This is a genomic window from Pseudomonas sp. D3-10 (assembly GCF_051132175.1).
Classification (GTDB): domain Bacteria; phylum Pseudomonadota; class Gammaproteobacteria; order Pseudomonadales; family Pseudomonadaceae; genus Aquipseudomonas.
Genome location: NZ_CP071668.1, coordinates 1152167 through 1167769, shown reverse-complemented (window position 1 = coordinate 1167769; position 15603 = coordinate 1152167). Strand labels below are relative to the sequence as shown.

Annotated in this window: 17 protein-coding genes; 6 read left to right on the top strand and 11 right to left on the bottom strand. The window is 59.5% G+C overall.

All coding sequences use genetic code 11. The annotated features are described in order from the left end of the window. Positions 1 to 17: 17 nt before the first annotated feature. Positions 18 to 407: a hypothetical protein gene (locus J3P90_RS05080; RefSeq protein ID WP_434607583.1), complete on the bottom strand. Its 390-nt coding sequence runs from the start codon at positions 405 to 407 to the stop codon at positions 18 to 20. Positions 408 to 660: 253 nt separating this feature from the next. Between J3P90_RS05080 and rlmF the strand changes: the two genes are divergently transcribed. Beyond that, positions 661 to 1686 (top strand): 23S rRNA (adenine(1618)-N(6))-methyltransferase RlmF, encoded by a 1026-nt coding sequence (gene rlmF / locus J3P90_RS05075; protein WP_434675912.1) that lies wholly within the window; start codon positions 661 to 663, stop codon positions 1684 to 1686. A 171-nt stretch (positions 1687 to 1857) separates the two neighbouring features. On the opposite strand, the gene J3P90_RS05070 is transcribed toward rlmF, so the two are convergent. Continuing rightward, the gene (locus J3P90_RS05070) at positions 1858 to 2139 is read right to left on the bottom strand and encodes an HU family DNA-binding protein (protein ID WP_030139622.1); all 282 of its coding nucleotides are present in this window, start codon (positions 2137 to 2139) and stop codon (positions 1858 to 1860) included. Positions 2140 to 2534: 395 nt separating this feature from the next. Here J3P90_RS05070 and yejK point away from each other — a divergent pair, with 395 nt between their 5' ends. Next, entirely contained in the window at positions 2535 to 3539 is a 1005-nt protein-coding gene (gene yejK / locus J3P90_RS05065; protein WP_030139623.1) for a nucleoid-associated protein YejK, read from the top strand. A 213-nt stretch (positions 3540 to 3752) separates the two neighbouring features. On the opposite strand, the gene J3P90_RS05060 is transcribed toward yejK, so the two are convergent. The 5 genes from J3P90_RS05060 to J3P90_RS05040 all read right to left on the bottom strand — a co-directional run bounded on the left by J3P90_RS05060 (position 3753) and on the right by J3P90_RS05040 (position 7667). Beyond that, positions 3753 to 4688 (bottom strand): glutathione S-transferase family protein, encoded by a 936-nt coding sequence (locus J3P90_RS05060; RefSeq protein ID WP_434648833.1) that lies wholly within the window; start codon positions 4686 to 4688, stop codon positions 3753 to 3755. Between the two features lie 79 nt (positions 4689 to 4767). Then, positions 4768 to 5091 (bottom strand): GIY-YIG nuclease family protein, encoded by a 324-nt coding sequence (locus tag J3P90_RS05055; protein ID WP_420765371.1) that lies wholly within the window; start codon positions 5089 to 5091, stop codon positions 4768 to 4770. 40 nt (positions 5092 to 5131) lie between these two features. Continuing rightward, the gene (locus J3P90_RS05050) at positions 5132 to 5602 is read right to left on the bottom strand and encodes a nuclear transport factor 2 family protein (RefSeq protein ID WP_434675911.1); all 471 of its coding nucleotides are present in this window, start codon (positions 5600 to 5602) and stop codon (positions 5132 to 5134) included. An 87-nt stretch (positions 5603 to 5689) separates the two neighbouring features. After that, the gene (locus tag J3P90_RS05045; protein ID WP_434675910.1) at positions 5690 to 7018 is read right to left on the bottom strand and encodes a CynX/NimT family MFS transporter; all 1329 of its coding nucleotides are present in this window, start codon (positions 7016 to 7018) and stop codon (positions 5690 to 5692) included. Next, positions 7008 to 7667 (bottom strand): FadR/GntR family transcriptional regulator, encoded by a 660-nt coding sequence (locus J3P90_RS05040; RefSeq protein WP_434648837.1) that lies wholly within the window; start codon positions 7665 to 7667, stop codon positions 7008 to 7010. Before J3P90_RS05040 ends, J3P90_RS05045 begins: the two co-directional genes overlap by 11 nt. A 167-nt stretch (positions 7668 to 7834) precedes the next feature. On the opposite strand from J3P90_RS05040, the gene J3P90_RS05035 reads away from it, so the two are divergent. Both J3P90_RS05035 and J3P90_RS05030 read left to right on the top strand, forming a co-directional pair. Then, positions 7835 to 8146: a type II toxin-antitoxin system MqsR family toxin gene (locus J3P90_RS05035; RefSeq protein ID WP_420765375.1), complete on the top strand. Its 312-nt coding sequence runs from the start codon at positions 7835 to 7837 to the stop codon at positions 8144 to 8146. Beyond that, a complete protein-coding gene (locus J3P90_RS05030; protein WP_420765376.1) occupies positions 8143 to 8628 on the top strand; it encodes a type II toxin-antitoxin system MqsA family antitoxin in 486 nt (161 codons plus the stop codon). The genes J3P90_RS05035 and J3P90_RS05030 overlap by 4 nt, the downstream gene beginning before the upstream one ends. A gap of 56 nt (positions 8629 to 8684) precedes the next feature. Here the strand turns inward: J3P90_RS05030 and J3P90_RS05025 are convergent, their stop codons facing one another. The 4 genes from J3P90_RS05025 to J3P90_RS05010 form a co-directional block, all read right to left on the bottom strand. Continuing rightward, a complete protein-coding gene (locus tag J3P90_RS05025) occupies positions 8685 to 9449 on the bottom strand; it encodes an amino acid ABC transporter ATP-binding protein (protein ID WP_003178331.1) in 765 nt (254 codons plus the stop codon). Between the two features lie 10 nt (positions 9450 to 9459). After that, a complete protein-coding gene (locus tag J3P90_RS05020; protein WP_420765377.1) occupies positions 9460 to 10557 on the bottom strand; it encodes an amino acid ABC transporter permease in 1098 nt (365 codons plus the stop codon). Positions 10558 to 10567: 10 nt separating this feature from the next. After that, positions 10568 to 11749, bottom strand: coding sequence for an amino acid ABC transporter permease (locus tag J3P90_RS05015; RefSeq protein ID WP_420765378.1), 1182 nt, complete (start codon positions 11747 to 11749; stop codon positions 10568 to 10570). 65 nt (positions 11750 to 11814) lie between these two features. Beyond that, on the bottom strand, positions 11815 to 12846 hold the full coding sequence (locus J3P90_RS05010) for an amino acid ABC transporter substrate-binding protein (protein ID WP_186610954.1): 1032 nt from the start codon (positions 12844 to 12846) through the stop codon (positions 11815 to 11817). 470 nt (positions 12847 to 13316) lie between these two features. Here J3P90_RS05010 and J3P90_RS05005 point away from each other — a divergent pair, with 470 nt between their 5' ends. Both J3P90_RS05005 and rhlB read left to right on the top strand, forming a co-directional pair. Further along, positions 13317 to 13973, top strand: a complete 657-nt coding sequence (locus J3P90_RS05005; RefSeq protein ID WP_434607604.1) for an alpha/beta hydrolase — start codon at positions 13317 to 13319, stop codon at positions 13971 to 13973. Between the two features lie 97 nt (positions 13974 to 14070). Continuing rightward, positions 14071 to 15546 carry an ATP-dependent RNA helicase RhlB gene (gene rhlB, locus J3P90_RS05000; protein WP_434675909.1) on the top strand — a complete coding sequence of 492 codons (1476 nt, stop codon included), beginning with the start codon at positions 14071 to 14073 and terminating at the stop codon, positions 15544 to 15546. The last annotated feature ends 57 nt before the right edge of the window (positions 15547 to 15603 follow it).

Sequence of the window (15603 nt, the reverse complement as noted above, 5' to 3'; positions counted from 1 at the left end):
CGCGAGGGCCTCCTTTTTTATTTCTCCTTTACCTCATCACAGGTTTGACCGGAACTATTGAGCAAATTAACTTCAACTTTGGCCATCACTTCAATCGTGTAAGAGGCTTTTCCCCAACCGTATCGAATCGGTTTGATGTGTTTAAAATACTCTCCGATTTTTCCCTCCAAAAATCGTTTATCGATATCACTTTGTTCAACAACATATTCGCCTACGGTCCGCGTTCCTCGTATAGGATCCGTTAGCGCTTGATCACGGAATCCTTGCCATGAAAATAGGACGACCGCACCGACTTGTACTCCCGTCAGGTCGATCCTGAAACTGATGCCCTCCATCGGATTCGATCTGCATGAAATAATCCCGGTAGGGTCGGTACCGGGAAAGGTAATAGAGCGAGATTGGTCCATAAGTGTTCTCCCTGAATCTGCAAAATAACGATCGGTTTTTGATAAGCCGAGTTCTTGCAGTCGAGACGACGTGCCCCTTGAACCCAGCCCCTTCAGTACACTCGGAGGCCGCGGGGTCCACCACTGTAATAACTAACAGTTTTTTAGATCCATTACGTATAAAAATCACGGAGAAGGAACATTGCAAGTTGGACCGAGGGTAGATGTGGGACAATAGTCGCCATTTTCAGCCATACCCGAATCGGCCACGCCCATGAACGCCCCCCGCACTTCCAAACCTGCGCGCAAGAAGCCTGACGCCGCGTCCTCAAGCAAAGCCGTCGAGCCGCGCGAGAAGGCCGGCCTGCACCCACGCAATCGTCATCAGGGTCGTTACGACTTCCCGGCGCTGATCAAGACCTCGCCCGAACTGGCGAAGTACGTGATCACCAACCCGTACGGCAAGGAAAGCATCGACTTCGCCAACCCCGACGCCGTGCGGGTGTTCAACCGGGCGCTGCTCAAGGCGTTCTATGGGATCCAGCATTGGGACATCCCGGCGGATTACCTCTGCCCTCCGGTTCCAGGCCGCGCCGATTACGTACACTTTCTCGCTGACCTGCTGGCGAGCATGAACGACGGCAAGGTGCCGCGTGGCGCAATCGTCAATGTGCTGGACATCGGCATGGGCGCCAATTGCGTTTATCCGCTGATCGGCAACAGCGAATACCGTTGGCACTTCCTCGGCTCGGAAATCGACCCGACAGCCGTGGCGGCCGCCCGGGCCATCGTGCTGTCCAACGATCTGAACAAGGCCATCCAGTTGCGCCAGCAAACCAACCGCAAGCAGATTCTGCTGGGCCTTCTGGAAAGCTCTGAACGCTTCGACCTGACGATGTGCAACCCACCGTTCCACGCCTCCCTGGAAGAAGCGACCAAGGGCAGCCAGCGCAAATGGCGCGCGCTGGGCAAAGCGGATCCGAAGCGCAAGTTACCGGTGCTGAACTTCGGCGGCCAGGCGGCGGAGTTGTGGTGCGAGGGCGGCGAGGCGCGGTTTGTCACGCAACTGATCAGCGAAAGCGCACAGGTGGCGGGCCAAGTGTTGTGGTTCAGCACCCTGGTATCGAAGGCGTCGAACCTGCCGGCCATCGAGACAGCGCTGAAAAAGGCGGGGGCCTTGCATAGTCAGGTGGTGGAAATGTCCCAGGGACAAAAACAGAGCCGCTTCGTGGCCTGGACCTTCCAGACCGAGGCACAGCAACAGGCTTGGCGCCAGTCGCGTTGGGTTCGCAAGGGCTGAGTGAAGCCACCCAATACAAAGTACTCGCAGTTGGGGCTGCTGCGCAGCCCAGCGGGAGCAAGCTCCCTCGCCACGGGTTTACTATGACAGCATTGCCGTCTCACTGGTTTTTCCAAGGCAATAAAAAACCGTGCCCGGATCGCTCCGCGGCACGGCTTTTATCGGGCGGTCTTACTTGTTGACCGCGTCGGTCAGGCCTTTGGCCACAACCAGCTTGATCACTTTCTTGGCCGGGATTTCGATGGCTGCGCCAGTCGAAGGGTTGCGACCGGTACGGGCAGGACGCTCGGTGACTTTCAGCTTGCCAACGCCTGGCAAGGTCAGTTCGCCGCCGTTTTCCAGCTGATCGGCAACGACTTGGCCCAGTTGGTCCAGCAGAGCACGCACGGTAGCTTTAGGTGCGTCTACAGATTCAGCCAAATCAGCGATCAGTTGGTCTTTAGTAAGAGCCATGTAGTGTTCCTTCCCTATCAAATTCATATGGATTGCAGAGTGCAGTGTCAGCCATCGAGCCCGATCTGTCTGATCAGCCGCCCTCGGTCATCACCACGACGGATCGGGGTAATAGATGCCGAAATCCGGGTTTGGTTCGACCTGACAAATGCTGAATGCACGCTTAACGCAGTGACATCGCGTAAGACCGGGCAAAACTAGCACAACGCCTGTGAAATATCCGCCTCTACCTACCCATTTGGTCAGCTTTATTGCGCTAAATCGGTAAAAAAATGCTCGCAGGGTGTCGGAAGGGTCTGAAAGGGCCTTCGACGCGTTGCAAAACCAGTGATTGCGGTACACTGAGCCCTTTTTCGGGGAGCGCGCCCTCCTCTCTTTCACCAGCCGAGAAATCCATGCCGATCCGTCATTGCATCGTCCACCTGATCGACAAAAAACCCGACGGCACGCCTGCTGTGCTTCATGCCCGCGACTCTGAACTCGCCGAATCCACGGCCATCGAGAACATGCTCGCCGATCTCAACGAGAGCTATAACGCCAAGCAAGGCAAGGCCTGGGGATTTTTCCATGCCGAGTCCGGCGCGCATCCGTTCAGCGGCTGGCTGAAGGAGTACCTGGACGGCGGTAAGGACTTCACCGCCTTCAGTCGTGTGGCGGTGGAACACCTGCAAAAACTGATGGAAGAGTCCAACCTGTCGGTAGGCGGCCACGTGCTGTTTGCCCACTACCAACAGGGCATGACCGATTACCTGGCCATCGCCCTGCTGCACCACAGCGAAGGCGTGGCAGTCACCGACGAGCTGGACGTGACCCCGTCCCGCCACCTGGACCTGGGCCAGTTGCACCTGGCGGCGCGGATCAACGTGTCGGAATGGCAGAACAACAAGCAATCCAAACAGTACATCTCGTTCATCAAGGGCAAGAATGGCAAGAAAGTCTCGGAGTACTTCCGCGACTTCATCGGCTGCCAGGAGGGCGTCGACGGCCCCGGCGAGACCCGTACCCTGCTCAAGGCCTTCAGTGACTTCGTCGAAAGCGAAGACCTGCCGGAAGACGATGCCCGGGAAAAGACCAAGACCCTGGTGGACTATGCCAGCAGCCAGGCCAAGCTCGGCGAGCCGATGGGGCTGGAAGAACTGTCCGAACTGATCGATGAAGAGCGCCCGAAAGCCTTCTACGACCACATCCGCAACAAAGACTACGGCCTGTCGCCGGAGATCCCGGCGGATAAACGCACCCTCAACCAGTTCCGCCGCTTCACCGGCCGCGCCGAAGGCTTGTCCATCAGCTTCGAAGCGCACTTGCTGGGCTCGAAGATTGAGTATGACGAAGAGGCTGGGACGTTGATCATCAAGGGGCTGCCGACTTCGTTGACTGATCAGCTCAAGCGTCGTAATTGATGCAGACAGGGTGCTGAAGAAGTGCCCGCGATATAGGCTTAAGGGCCTCATCGCGAGCAAGCTCGCTCCTACACAGTGATTAGCGGCAAACGCAGATCCTCTGCCCCCCCTGTGGGAGCGAGCTTGCTCGCGATAGCGGACTGACATTCAACATCAATATTGATTGCCCTGGCCCATCGCGAGCAAGCTCGCTCCCACAAGATCATTCGTTGTTCATCGGGTCTCGACCCGAAATCCAAACCGCGGAAAGTGCACATGCACCACCCCGCCACGCTCATCTTCGCGACGCAAAATCAATTCCTCGCGACCGGCAAACAGCAACTCCCCAGCCACCGGATCGACACCATAGTCCGTCGCGGCGATGGTTACCTGCTGCCCTGCCGTGAACCCGTCAGGCTCTTCGAACGACTCATCCGGCAGCGCAGCCGGTGTCGCGTTGCGGGCAACCCCCAAGGCTTCTTCGGCACTCATCTGGCTCGACGCGCCGTGGCCGAAACCCAGCACTCGAGCGAGCCATGCCGAAACAGCCGGATATACGTCCACCAGCGGCGAGGTCACCGGAGTGCCCTTGAGGAACCACAGCGGATGAGCCATGGCAAAGTCGGCAATCGAAGGATCACCCAGCAGGAAATCCCCCTCTTCGCGCTGCAACTGCTGCTCAAGCCGCGCCATGATCGTCGGCCATTGGTGCTTGGCCTGCTCGGCGGACAAGCGCGTGGCCGTGCCGCCACTGAACAGGCCAGCGCGGTCGCTGATGAACGCCTTGATCGCTTCAGGCGGCAACTTGGCAAAACGCACCGCCACCGACTCCGGCTGAAACACCAGACTCACCGCATGCTGGAACACCACCGAATCGGCCCACGCCGCAAAGGACGCCGCGATCATTTCACGACCTTCAGGGAACAGCGCCGGCGAGGCTTTTTCCTGCTCCAACCGACGGGCCATCAAGGCGGTGTCGCAATAGATATCCGCGCCGATTTGCAGGACCGGTGTTTTGCGGTAGCCGCCGGTGAGCGCGGTCAGGTCGGGCTTGGGCATCATCGGCGGGATGTTCACCGAGCGCCAGGCCAAGCCTTTATAACCCAGCAGCAGGCGGGCTTTTTCCGCGAAAGGAGATGTCGGGTAATGGTGAAGAATCAGCTCTGACATGAGATTCGCCAATGCAGGTAGGAAGTCCCGCACTTTAGCGCGCCAAGGAACAACAGCCTACCGGCGTGATGAAGGACTATCAGCGCGGTTGATCAAGAGCCGTTGCGCTGGCTACCAGGCATTCCTTGGCGCTCTTCCTGAGCTTCTTGATCAGCCGTTCCTGGCGCAGGGCCTCGCCCTTGTCGCGGCAGGCTTCGGTGTACACCAGCGCCACGGCCGGGCTGGAAAGAAAAAAGCGCGCGCCTTTGCCGCTTTGATGCTTGGCGAAGCGCCGCACCGGGTCATCGCTGATGCCGCAGTACAACGAGCCATTGGCGGCCCGCACCAGGTAGACGAACCAGGGCTTGCCCGGCTCGGTCGCCTCGGGCACGCACAGCTCGGAAGATTCGTTGGCGGTCGTCACGGATGTTCAACAAGCAGGTAGGAAACAAGCCGCGATCTTATCAGCGACTGGCCTGGAACGCCCGCAGCCCCTTGAGGGCCTGCGCCCTGACAGCGTTGCGCACCAGCGGCGTCCAGCCCAGCAAGAGACCCTTGGCGCCCAAAGCCTGGCGAGACCAGCGCCACAGATCGAAATTGTCGTGGTGCTCGCAGATCTTGTCATCGCGAAACACAAAGCGCGCCTGGATATCGTTGACCACGATATTGCCGGTCTGGCTGAACAGGTACGTTGCCACCCAATGGGCGCCGCCGCTGCGCTCGTCGCTGCGCACGTTGTCGAACGTCAGGGAAAAATCCTTGGCCCGAGTGGTCAACATGCGCCACATGTCACCGGCATCGCGCCCGCGCAGTTCGCCGAACGCCGGATCGCTGAACACCACGTCATCGGTATAACAAGTGCTCATGGCCTCGGCATCCAAGCGTTGGAAGGCCTGGTAGAAACGGGTGATCAGGGCGTTATGGGCATCACTCATGGACAGGCTCCGGGAAACGGTTCGACAGGCCTGCACGATAATCCCCCGCCGCCGGGAAGACCATCGTCATTCGCCATGAAAATGATATCAATGAGGCTCGGTGACTCTTTCGCTGACCACGCCGACGTACAGAGCCCGACCGGCACCAATTCCCGCGATGATCGCCCCCAGGCCAATCACGCCGAAGATCCAGCCCAGAGCACTCCAGCCGCCAGTCCAGTCATGTACCACGCCCACCGCGAACGGCCCCAGGGACGCCAGCGTGTAACCAAAGCCCTGGGCCATGCTCGAAAGGTTCGCGGCCACGTGGGCGTCGCGCGAGCGCAATACGATCAGGGTAAGGGCCAGGCTGAACGTCGCGCCCTGCCCCAACCCCAACAAGATCGCCCAGCCCCACAGGCCCTCGATAGGGGCATAGAGGCAACCGAACAGACCGCCGAGGGCCATGACCATCACAATCACGATGGCGAGCCGTTGGTCCTTGCCGCGCGTTGCCAGCCATGGCGCCGCCAGCGAGCTGATCAATTGCACGATCACCGAACCGGACAGCACCAGCCCGGCCTGGGTAGGCGTCAGGCCCCGGCCGATGAGAATCGACGGCAGCCAACCGAATACGATGTAGGCCAGGGAAGACTGCAACCCCATGTACAACGTCACCTGCCAGGCCAATGGATCACGCAGCAGACCGCGGACACGATAGGCCACGTTGTGAGCGCCGTGCTTGTACCCCACTTGCGGTAACCAGAACACCGCGGCCAATAGTGCAGGCAGCATCCAGAAACCCAGGCCAAGCGACCAGCTATCGCCCATTCGTTCGCTCAAAGGCACCGTAGCCCCGGCCGCCATCGCGGCGCCCAGGCACAGCGCCATGGTGTAGACACCGGTCATGGCCCCAGCCTGTTTGGCGAAGTCGCGCTTGACGATGCCCGGCAGCAGCACGCCGATCACGCCAATGCTGGCACCTGCCAGGATGCTACCGGCGAACAGCCCGAACTGGCCGAACGAACTGCGCAGAATGATCCCGCCAGCCAACGTGAGCAAAATCCCCAACACGACGCGCTCTGCGCCAAAACGCCGAGCCAGAACCGGAGCCAGCGGTGCAAACAACCCCAGGCAAAGCACGGGCAGCGTAGTCAGCAGGCCCGCTTGGGCAGCCGACAGTCCAAGGCTTTTTGATACATCACTGAGCAGCGGCGCCATGCTCGACAGAGCCGGACGCAGGTTCAGCGCCACCAGAATCAGCCCGAGCAACAACAGCCAGGGCCGGCGCACCAATGGATGGTTCTGCTGGGCTTGCTCATCGTCGGCTTCGGCGTCGATCAGCAGTTCTTCGAGTTCGGCGGCACGTTTGTGCGTCGTCGCGGTGGCGTGGTCAAGCGGGTCGCGGGACATGGAAAGCTCTGGTTCAGGGTTCATTGATCAACTGCCGGCAAAGGGCCTTGGCCCGCTCCGGCTCCTGTCGTTCGACGGCGTCGAGGATTTCGACATGCAGGTCAAACACGTGTTGATGGCGAGGAATGACGTTGAGGCTCTGGCGCAACTGCGCGCCGATCACGCTGGAAAAATAACGATAGAGCTCGCTGAGGGCCGGGTTATGCGCGGCATCCACCAGAAGCCGATGGAAAATCAGGTCGCAGGCGATGTAGTGCTCCAGGTCGCCGTGGTAATGCTCTCCGCTGGTTTTCAACGCTTGGCGCAAAGCAGCCAAATCCGCCTCGGTGCGCCGCAGCGCCGCCAGGCCAATGGCCTCCACTTCCAGGATGTGCCGGGTTTCTCGCGCCTGCTCCAGTGAGCAGCGCGACAACGCCTTGAGCGTGTCCAGCGGATCGACCACCGCCCGCACATAGCTGCCGTCGCCCTGACGGATTTCGATCAACCCGGAAAACGCCAGCACGCGCATGGCTTCGCGCACGGTGTTGCGGCTGATGCCCAACTCGGCAACCAGCTCCGGCTCGGTGGGCAGGCGCTGGCCGACGGCCCACACGCCGTCGCTGATGCGTTGGCGCAATTGCTCCAGGGCCTGATCGACCAACGAGCGCTTTATCAATGGAGAAATGTCGGACATGGGCTTCGCCTTTTCATCCAATCATGGGATGAATTTTCTGACATGTTAGTCAGCTTCGTGTAGGACAGCAACCGCCTACGTTTTATTGGAGGTAAAAGATCCTGAAATTTCGATTGGACATAATTACCCAATATGGGTAATTTCAGAAACAGGGCAAATGACTTCTTATGGAAAAGAGCACACCCCATTACGACCTGGCGGTGGTCAAGGTCGAGACTCGCAGGTTGGGAAGCAAGGCCTTCACGCTAAGTGCGCGGGAGGGCGGCAGAAGGATGTCGCTGAGTCTTCCCCAAATGCTGCGAATCGTTCAATTGCTCGAATACAGAATGTTGCACAAATCAATGACGACCTACGCCGATCACCGAATCTGGCAAGACGTCTATCACACAACATTTCAGGATCGGGAGATCTACATCAAAGTGTCCTATCGCCCCGGCGGTGGGCATCCGGTGATCTCCTTCAAGGAGAAAAACCAATGAAAACCCAGCAATGCGTCAGCTGCGGCACTCTCGAAGCGATGCATCACTTCCAAGGCCGCACATTTGCGGTCGACTATAAGCAGGTTACCCGGCAAGTATCCGACATCGCCGGATGGGAATGCCGGATCTGCGGGGAAATCGAATTCGATCACGACACTGACAGTGCCGAGCGTTACTCCAAGGCCAGCGACCTGTTGCTCGAAGATTATGCGCTGGCCATAGGTGCGGAAATCAAACGCATCCGGCGCAAACTGCACCTCACGCAAAAAGACGCAGTGAAGCTGTTGTCGGGAGGCGGACACAACGCCTTCTCCCGCTATGAGCGCGGCGAAGTCGCCCCGGCTCAATCGCTGTTCGTGCTGATGCGGCTGCTTGATCGCCATCCGCATCTGATGGCTGAGGTCGTTGCGCTGAGTGACGGAGCCGATTTGCAGCGACTGCTGTCGAGTCGCCATGGGGAACGCGACACGGCGGATCTCTGACCTGCGGACAAAAATAAACCCGGACAAGTCCGGGTCTATTTCGCCGCCTAATCAGATCAATGCAGGATCTGGCTCAGGAACAGCTTGGTGCGGTCGTTCTGCGGGTTGTCGAAGAAGTCGTTCGGCGCGGCCTGTTCGACGATTTCACCCTTGTCCATGAAGATCACACGGTTCGCCACGGTACGGGCGAAGCCCATTTCGTGGGTTACGCAGAGCATGGTCATGCCGTCTTCGGCCAGGCCGATCATGGTGTCCAGAACCTCTTTCACCATTTCCGGGTCGAGGGCCGAAGTCGGCTCGTCGAACAACATGATCTTCGGCTTCATGCATAGGGCGCGGGCGATCGCCACGCGCTGTTGCTGACCACCGGAGAGCTGACCCGGGTATTTGTGCGCCTGCTCTGGAATGCGAACGCGTTCCAGGTAATGCATGGCGATTTCCTCGGCCTTGCGCTTGGGCATCTTGCGCACCCACATCGGCGCCAGGGTGCAGTTCTGCAGGATGGTCAGGTGCGGGAACAGGTTGAAGTGCTGGAACACCATGCCGACTTCACGGCGGATCGCTTCGATCTGCTTGAGGTCGTTGGTCAGCTCGACGCCGTCGACCACGATGCGACCCTGCTGGTGCTCTTCCAGGCGGTTGAGGCAGCGGATAGTCGTGGACTTGCCGGAACCCGACGGGCCGCACAGCACGATGCGCTCGCCCTGCTTGACGTTCAGGTTGATATCTTTCAACACGTGGAACTGGCCGTACCACTTGTTCACGCCCTGCATCTGAATAATGCCTTCAGGGCTCACAGGCTGTTTGATCGCTTCACTCATGAGTCAACTCCTAACGCTTGTGGCCAGTGTCCAGCTTGCGTTCCAAATGCATGGAATAGCGGGACATACCAAAACAGAAAATCCAGAACACCAGGGCGGCGAACACATAGCCTTCAGTGGCCATGCCCAGCCATTTCGGGTCGGCGGCAGCTTGTTTCACGCTGTTGAGCAGGTCGAACAGGCCGATGATGATCACCAGGCTCGTGTCCTTGAACAACGCGATAAACGTGTTGACGATCCCCGGGATCACCATTTTCAGGGCTTGCGGCAGAATCACCAGGCCCATGCTGCGCCAGTACCCCAGGCCCATCGCCGCAGCCGCTTCGTACTGACCCTTGGGAATCGCTTGCAGGCCACCGCGAACCACTTCGGCCACGTAGGCCGACTGGAACAGGATCACGCCGATCAGCGCCCGCAGCAGCTTGTCGAAGTTCATGCCTTCAGGCAGGAACAACGGCAGCATGACCGAGGACATGAACAGCACTGTGATCAACGGCACGCCGCGCCAGAACTCGATGAACGTCACGCAGACCACGCGGATCGCCGGCAGGTTGGAGCGACGGCCAAGCGCAAGGACGATACCCAGCGGCAAGGCTCCGGCGATGCCGACGGTGGCAATCACCAGAGTCAGCATCAGGCCGCCCCACTGGCTGGTCGCCACGGTATCCAGGCCCAGCACGCCGCCGTGCAACAGGCACCAGGCGATGATCGGGTACAGCACGAGGAAGCTCAGGCCGTAGATCGCCTTGCGCGGGAAGCGCGAGATGAACAGTGGCGCCACGCCGATCACGGCCAGCCACACGGTCAGGTCCACGCGCCAGCGCAGGCCCGTCGGGTAATAGCCGTACATGAACTGGCCGAAACGCTGCTGGATGAACACCCAGCAAGCGCCTTCCTTGGTGCAGTCGGCCTGGGTGGTGCCGACCCAGTTGGCATCCAGGATCGCCCATTGCAGGATCGGCGGAATGATCAGGTAGATCAGGTAGAACGCAAACAACGTCAACAGCGTGTTGAGCCAGCTGGAGAACATGTTGGCGCGCATCCATGCCACCACGCCGATACTGCTGCTCGGCGGTGGCATGTCGGGTTTGAAAGTATGAGATGTCATGCGCGTTTCCTCACCGCTCGATCAGCGCAATGCGCTTGTTGTACCAGTTCATCAGCAAGGAAATGCTGATACTGATCGCCAGGTACACGCTCATGGTGATCGCAATCACCTCGATGGCCTGGCCGGTCTGGTTCAACACCGTGCCGGCAAACAGCGAAACCATTTCCGGGTAACCGATACCAGCCGCCAGGGAAGAGTTCTTCGCCAGGTTCAGGTATTGGCTGGTCAACGGCGGAATGATCACACGCAGGGCTTGCGGGATGATGACTTTGCGCAAGGTCGGACCGTTGCGCAGCCCCAGGGAACGGGCCGCCTCGGTCTGGCCATGGCTGACCGACTTGATGCCCGAGCGCACGATCTCGGCGATGAACGCCGCGGTGTACACGGTCAAGGCCAGGGTCAACGCAAGCAGCTCCGGGATCAACACCCAGCCGCCGACGAAGTTGAAGCCCTTGAGCTGTGGCATTTCCCAATGCACAGGCGCCCCGAAGACCAAAGCGCAGATTGCCGGGATCACCAGGAACAGCGCCAGGCCGACCCAGAATTTGTGAAACGGCTCGCCCGTCGCTTCGAAGCGCTTGTTGGCCCAGCGCGTCATCAGCACGATCGCGACAATCGCCAGCACGATGCTGATCACGAACGGCCAGAACCCATCGGCCACCAGCGCCGCCGGCATGTTCAGGCCCCGGCTGCTGACGAAGAACGTGTCACCGAAATTGTGGGCAGCCCGTGGTCCCGGCATGGTCAGGAATACGGCGAAGTACCAGAACAGGATTTGCAACAGCGGTGGGATGTTACGGAAAACCTCCACATAGACGGTCGCCAGCTTGGAGATGATCCAGTTCTGCGACAAGCGTGCGACGCCGATGATGAACCCCAGGATGGTCGCCAGGATCACGCCAATGAAGGTCACCAGGAGGGTGTTGAGCAGACCGATGACAAAGACGCGGGCATAACTGTCCGCTTCGGTGTAGTCGATCAGATGTTGGGCGATGCCGAACCCGGCACTGCGCTCCAGAAAACCGAAACCGGACGTGATGCCCCGGTGTTCCAGGTTGGTTTGTGTGTTATCGAACAGAAACCAGCCCAGCGAGATGACCGCCACGATGGTGACGATCTGAAATACCCACGCACGCACTCGTGGATCGCTGAGGCTGAACCTCTGCTTAGGTGCGCCGATTGAATTTTGCATGAAGTGCCCCGCAAAGAATGGAACAGAACATCACCCGGTGGTTGGCCCACCGGGTGATAGAACCATCAGCGCACTGGTGGTGCGTATTGGATGCCGCCTGCGTTCCACAGAGCGTTCAGACCGCGATCGATTTGCAGCGGGGTGTCTTTGCCGAGGTTGCGCTCGAACATTTCGCCGTAGTTGCCGACTTGCTTGACGATCTGCACGACCCAGTCCTTAGGCAGCTTCAGGTCTTTACCGTATTCACCGTCAGCGCCCAGCATACGAGCGACGTCAGGGTTCTTGGTGGACTTGGCTTCGGCTTCGACGTTTTTCGAAGTCACGCCTGCTTCTTCGGCATTGAGCATGGCGAAGCCAGTCCAACGCACGATAGCCAGCCACTCGTCGTCGCCGTTACGCACGACCGGGCCCAGAGGCTCCTTGGAAATGGTTTCCGGCAGAACCACGTAGTCCTTTGGCGAGGCCAGCTTGCTGCGCTGGGCGAACAGCTGGGACTTGTCGGAGGTCAGCACGTCGCAACGACCGGATTCCAGCGACTTGGCGCTTTCATCGGAGGTGTCGAAGGTGATCGGGGTGTACTTCAGGCCGTTGGCGCGGAAGTAGTCGGATACGTTCAGTTCGGTGGTGGTACCGGCCTGGATGCAGATGGTTGCACCGTCCAGTTCTTTGGCGCTCTTGACGCCCAGTTTGCTGTTGGCCAGGAAACCGATGCCGTCATAGTAGGTGATGAAGCCAGGAAACTTCAGGCCCATGCCCGCATCACGGGAGCTGGTCATGGTGGAGTTGCGCGACAGCACGTCGATTTCGCCCGATTGCAGCGCGGTGAAGCGCTCCTTGGCGTTCAACTGGCTGAACTTGACCTTGGTCGCATCGCCAAATACCGCAGCGGCAACGGCACGGCAGAAGTCAGCGTCAATACCGACGATCTTGCCGGTGGAATCTGGCACCGAGAAGCCCGGCAAGCCATCACTTACACCACATTGCACAAAACCTTTCTTCTGCACGGCATCCAGGGTTGCACCCGCCTGAGCGAACCCGCTGACGCCGAGGACTGCTGCTGCAGTCACGACTGCCAGGGTGGATTTCAGTAACTTCATTCAAACCTCCAGTTTTGCTCTTGTTGTGTCGGAGCTTGAGCCCTGTCGCACCCTTTTGAGGCATTGCCGACCCCTGTTGGCTTTTTTTAGGGTCGACCGACGTCTGGGCCTTCGCTATGAGTCTATTAATGAGAGCGCCCATCAACAGCGGCCTGCTCACTTCTCACCAATCGGCCGAACGGGCTGTAGCCCTTCACGTTCGCGAAGCCCGTAGCGGCTATTGGCGAACATCCATCACCGGATTTCTGATATCCCATGCGTCGCGTCTAGCTGATAGTGTTACCGCGCAGCGTAAGAATCATCACTCAGCTACCCCATAGCAAAGCCCGTACCATACCGCTGCGCTTACCCCATACCGGGTACGTCAAGACAAAAAGTTGTAGCATTGCGACATGTAATTAACTGAGGCACCAAGCGCGCACCGTAACCATGCACTGATCGAGCGCGCCCGCACATTTTTGGAGCACACCATGACCGACCCCTTGATTCTCGAGCCTTCTGGCACCGCCGATGCCTGCATTATCTGGCTCCACGGCCTGGGCGCCGATCGCTACGACTTCATGCCCGTAGCCGAAATGTTGCAGCAAAGCCTGCTCACCACACGTTTCGTCCTGCCTCAAGCACCCACTCAGCCCGTCACCATCAATGGTGGCTATGCCATGCCAAGCTGGTACGACATCCGTGCCCTGAGCCCGGCTCGAGCCATTGACGAAGATCAACTCGAAACCTCGGCCCAGCGGGTCATCGACCTGATGGAAACCCAGCGATCCAGCGGAATAGACGCTTCGCGAATCTTCCTCGCGGGTTTTTCCCAAGGTGGCGCGGTGGTCTATCACACCGCATTCGTCAAATGGCAGGGGCCCCTGGGGGGCGTTATCGCGCTGTCCACATATGCGCCAACTTTCAGCGAGCAATTGCAACTCTCTGCCAGCCAGCAGCGCATCCCGGTACTGGCGTTGCACGGACAATACGACGAGGTGGTGCTCAACCCGATGGGCCGGACGGCGAAAGAGTATCTGAAGCAGCATGGTGTCACCGTGACATGGCAGGAATACCCAATGGGCCACGAAGTGTTACCCGAGGAGATCCGCGACATCGGCGCCTGGCTGGATAAGCAGTTGCGCTAAGAGGCCTATCGCACGCCAGCGCTTTGATGAACACACTACGCCGCGCCCGTTTCTTGCATTACACTGGCCGGCGTACATTCCTTAACCAATCGATGAGATGACCGTGCTCAAAGCACTCAAGAAGATGTTCGGTAAAAGCGAGGCCGAGCAGCTCGCGCCTGTCGCCAGCGCGCCCCAGGCCCCGAACCGCGCCGATGCGCAGCAGTCGCGCCGGACCGCACCGCCGGTTGCGGAGGCGAAAACAACGCCGCCAACCGCCACCGCAGCCCAGCCTGTCGCGGCCCCTGCCCAGGAAAAGCCACGCAGCGAAGCGCCAAGGCCGCGCCGCGAACGCGCACCAAAACCGCCCGTCGTCGCCTGGAAGCTCGAGGACTTTGTCGTAGAGCCCCAGGAAGGCAAGACCCGCTTCCACGATTTCAAGCTCGCCCCTGAATTGATGCATGCCATCCAGGACCTGGGCTTTCCCTATTGCACGCCGATCCAGGCGCAGGTGCTCGGTTACACCCTCGCTGGCAAAGACGCCATCGGCCGTGCCCAGACCGGTACCGGCAAGACCGCCGCATTCCTGATTTCCATCATTACCCAATTGCTTCAGACCCCACCGCCCAAGGAACGCTATATGGGCGAACCGCGCGCGCTGATCATTGCGCCGACCCGCGAACTGGTGGTGCAAATCGCCAAGGACGCCGCCGACCTGACCAAGTACACCGGTCTGAACGTGATGACGTTCGTGGGCGGCATGGATTTCGACAAGCAGCTCAAGCACCTCGAAGCCCGCCACTGCGACATCCTCGTGGCCACGCCGGGCCGCCTGCTGGATTTCAACCAGCGCGGCGACGTGCACCTGGACATGGTCGAAGTGATGGTGCTGGACGAAGCCGACCGCATGCTCGACATGGGCTTCATTCCCCAGGTCCGCCAGATCATTCGCCAGACCCCGCCGAAAAGCGAACGCCAGACCCTGCTGTTCTCCGCCACCTTCACCGACGATGTGATGAACCTCGCTAAACAGTGGACGACTGACCCGGCCATCGTCGAAATCGAAGCCGAGAATGTCGCCAGTGAGAACGTCGAGCAACATATCTACGCCGTTGCCGGTGCCGACAAGTACAAGCTGCTCTACAACCTGGTCAACGACAATGGCTGGGAGCGGGTGATGGTATTTGCCAACCGCAAGGACGAAGTGCGCCGCATCGAGGAACGCCTGGTGCGCGACGGCGTCAACGCCGCCCAGCTCTCGGGCGACGTGCCGCAGCACAAGCGGATCAAGACACTGGAAGGTTTCCGCGAAGGCAAGATCCGCGTGCTGGTCGCCACCGATGTGGCGGGTCGGGGCATTCACATCGACGGCATCAGCCATGTGATCAACTTCACCTTGCCTGAAGTACCGGACGACTATGTGCATCGCATTGGTCGCACGGGTCGTGCCGGGGCAGCAGGTGTATCGATCAGCTTTGCCGGCGAAGACGACTCTTACCAGTTGCCGTCGATCGAAGCGCTGCTGGGTCGCAAGATCAGTTGCGAGATGCCACCGACTCATCTGTTGCGGCCGGTTGAGCGCAAGCGGCCCTAACGTCGAGACGGACGCAACGCGTCCACTGAGGCATTCCCACGCAGCGCGTGGGAACGA

Bases quoted from the DNA above. Each gene is read 5' to 3' on its own strand.
- rhlB (WP_434675909.1), top strand. From the start codon at position 14,071: ATGACCGTGCTCAAAGCACTCAAGAAGATGTTCGGTAAAAGCGAGGCC.
- rlmF (WP_434675912.1), top strand. From the start codon at position 661: ATGAACGCCCCCCGCACTTCCAAACCTGCGCGCAAGAAGCCTGACGCC.
- J3P90_RS05025 (WP_003178331.1), bottom strand. From the start codon at position 9,449: ATGAGTGAAGCGATCAAACAGCCTGTGAGCCCTGAAGGCATTATTCAG.
- J3P90_RS05060 (WP_434648833.1), bottom strand. From the start codon at position 4,688: ATGTCAGAGCTGATTCTTCACCATTACCCGACATCTCCTTTCGCGGAA.
- J3P90_RS05030 (WP_420765376.1), top strand. From the start codon at position 8,143: ATGAAAACCCAGCAATGCGTCAGCTGCGGCACTCTCGAAGCGATGCAT.
- J3P90_RS05080 (WP_434607583.1), bottom strand. From the start codon at position 407: ATGGACCAATCTCGCTCTATTACCTTTCCCGGTACCGACCCTACCGGG.
- J3P90_RS05070 (WP_030139622.1), bottom strand. From the start codon at position 2,139: ATGGCTCTTACTAAAGACCAACTGATCGCTGATTTGGCTGAATCTGTA.
- J3P90_RS05005 (WP_434607604.1), top strand. From the start codon at position 13,317: ATGACCGACCCCTTGATTCTCGAGCCTTCTGGCACCGCCGATGCCTGC.
- J3P90_RS05045 (WP_434675910.1), bottom strand. From the start codon at position 7,018: ATGAACCCTGAACCAGAGCTTTCCATGTCCCGCGACCCGCTTGACCAC.
- J3P90_RS05010 (WP_186610954.1), bottom strand. From the start codon at position 12,846: ATGAAGTTACTGAAATCCACCCTGGCAGTCGTGACTGCAGCAGCAGTC.
- J3P90_RS05020 (WP_420765377.1), bottom strand. From the start codon at position 10,557: ATGACATCTCATACTTTCAAACCCGACATGCCACCGCCGAGCAGCAGT.
- J3P90_RS05040 (WP_434648837.1), bottom strand. From the start codon at position 7,667: ATGTCCGACATTTCTCCATTGATAAAGCGCTCGTTGGTCGATCAGGCC.
- J3P90_RS05015 (WP_420765378.1), bottom strand. From the start codon at position 11,749: ATGCAAAATTCAATCGGCGCACCTAAGCAGAGGTTCAGCCTCAGCGAT.
- J3P90_RS05050 (WP_434675911.1), bottom strand. From the start codon at position 5,602: ATGAGTGATGCCCATAACGCCCTGATCACCCGTTTCTACCAGGCCTTC.
- yejK (WP_030139623.1), top strand. From the start codon at position 2,535: ATGCCGATCCGTCATTGCATCGTCCACCTGATCGACAAAAAACCCGAC.
- J3P90_RS05035 (WP_420765375.1), top strand. From the start codon at position 7,835: ATGGAAAAGAGCACACCCCATTACGACCTGGCGGTGGTCAAGGTCGAG.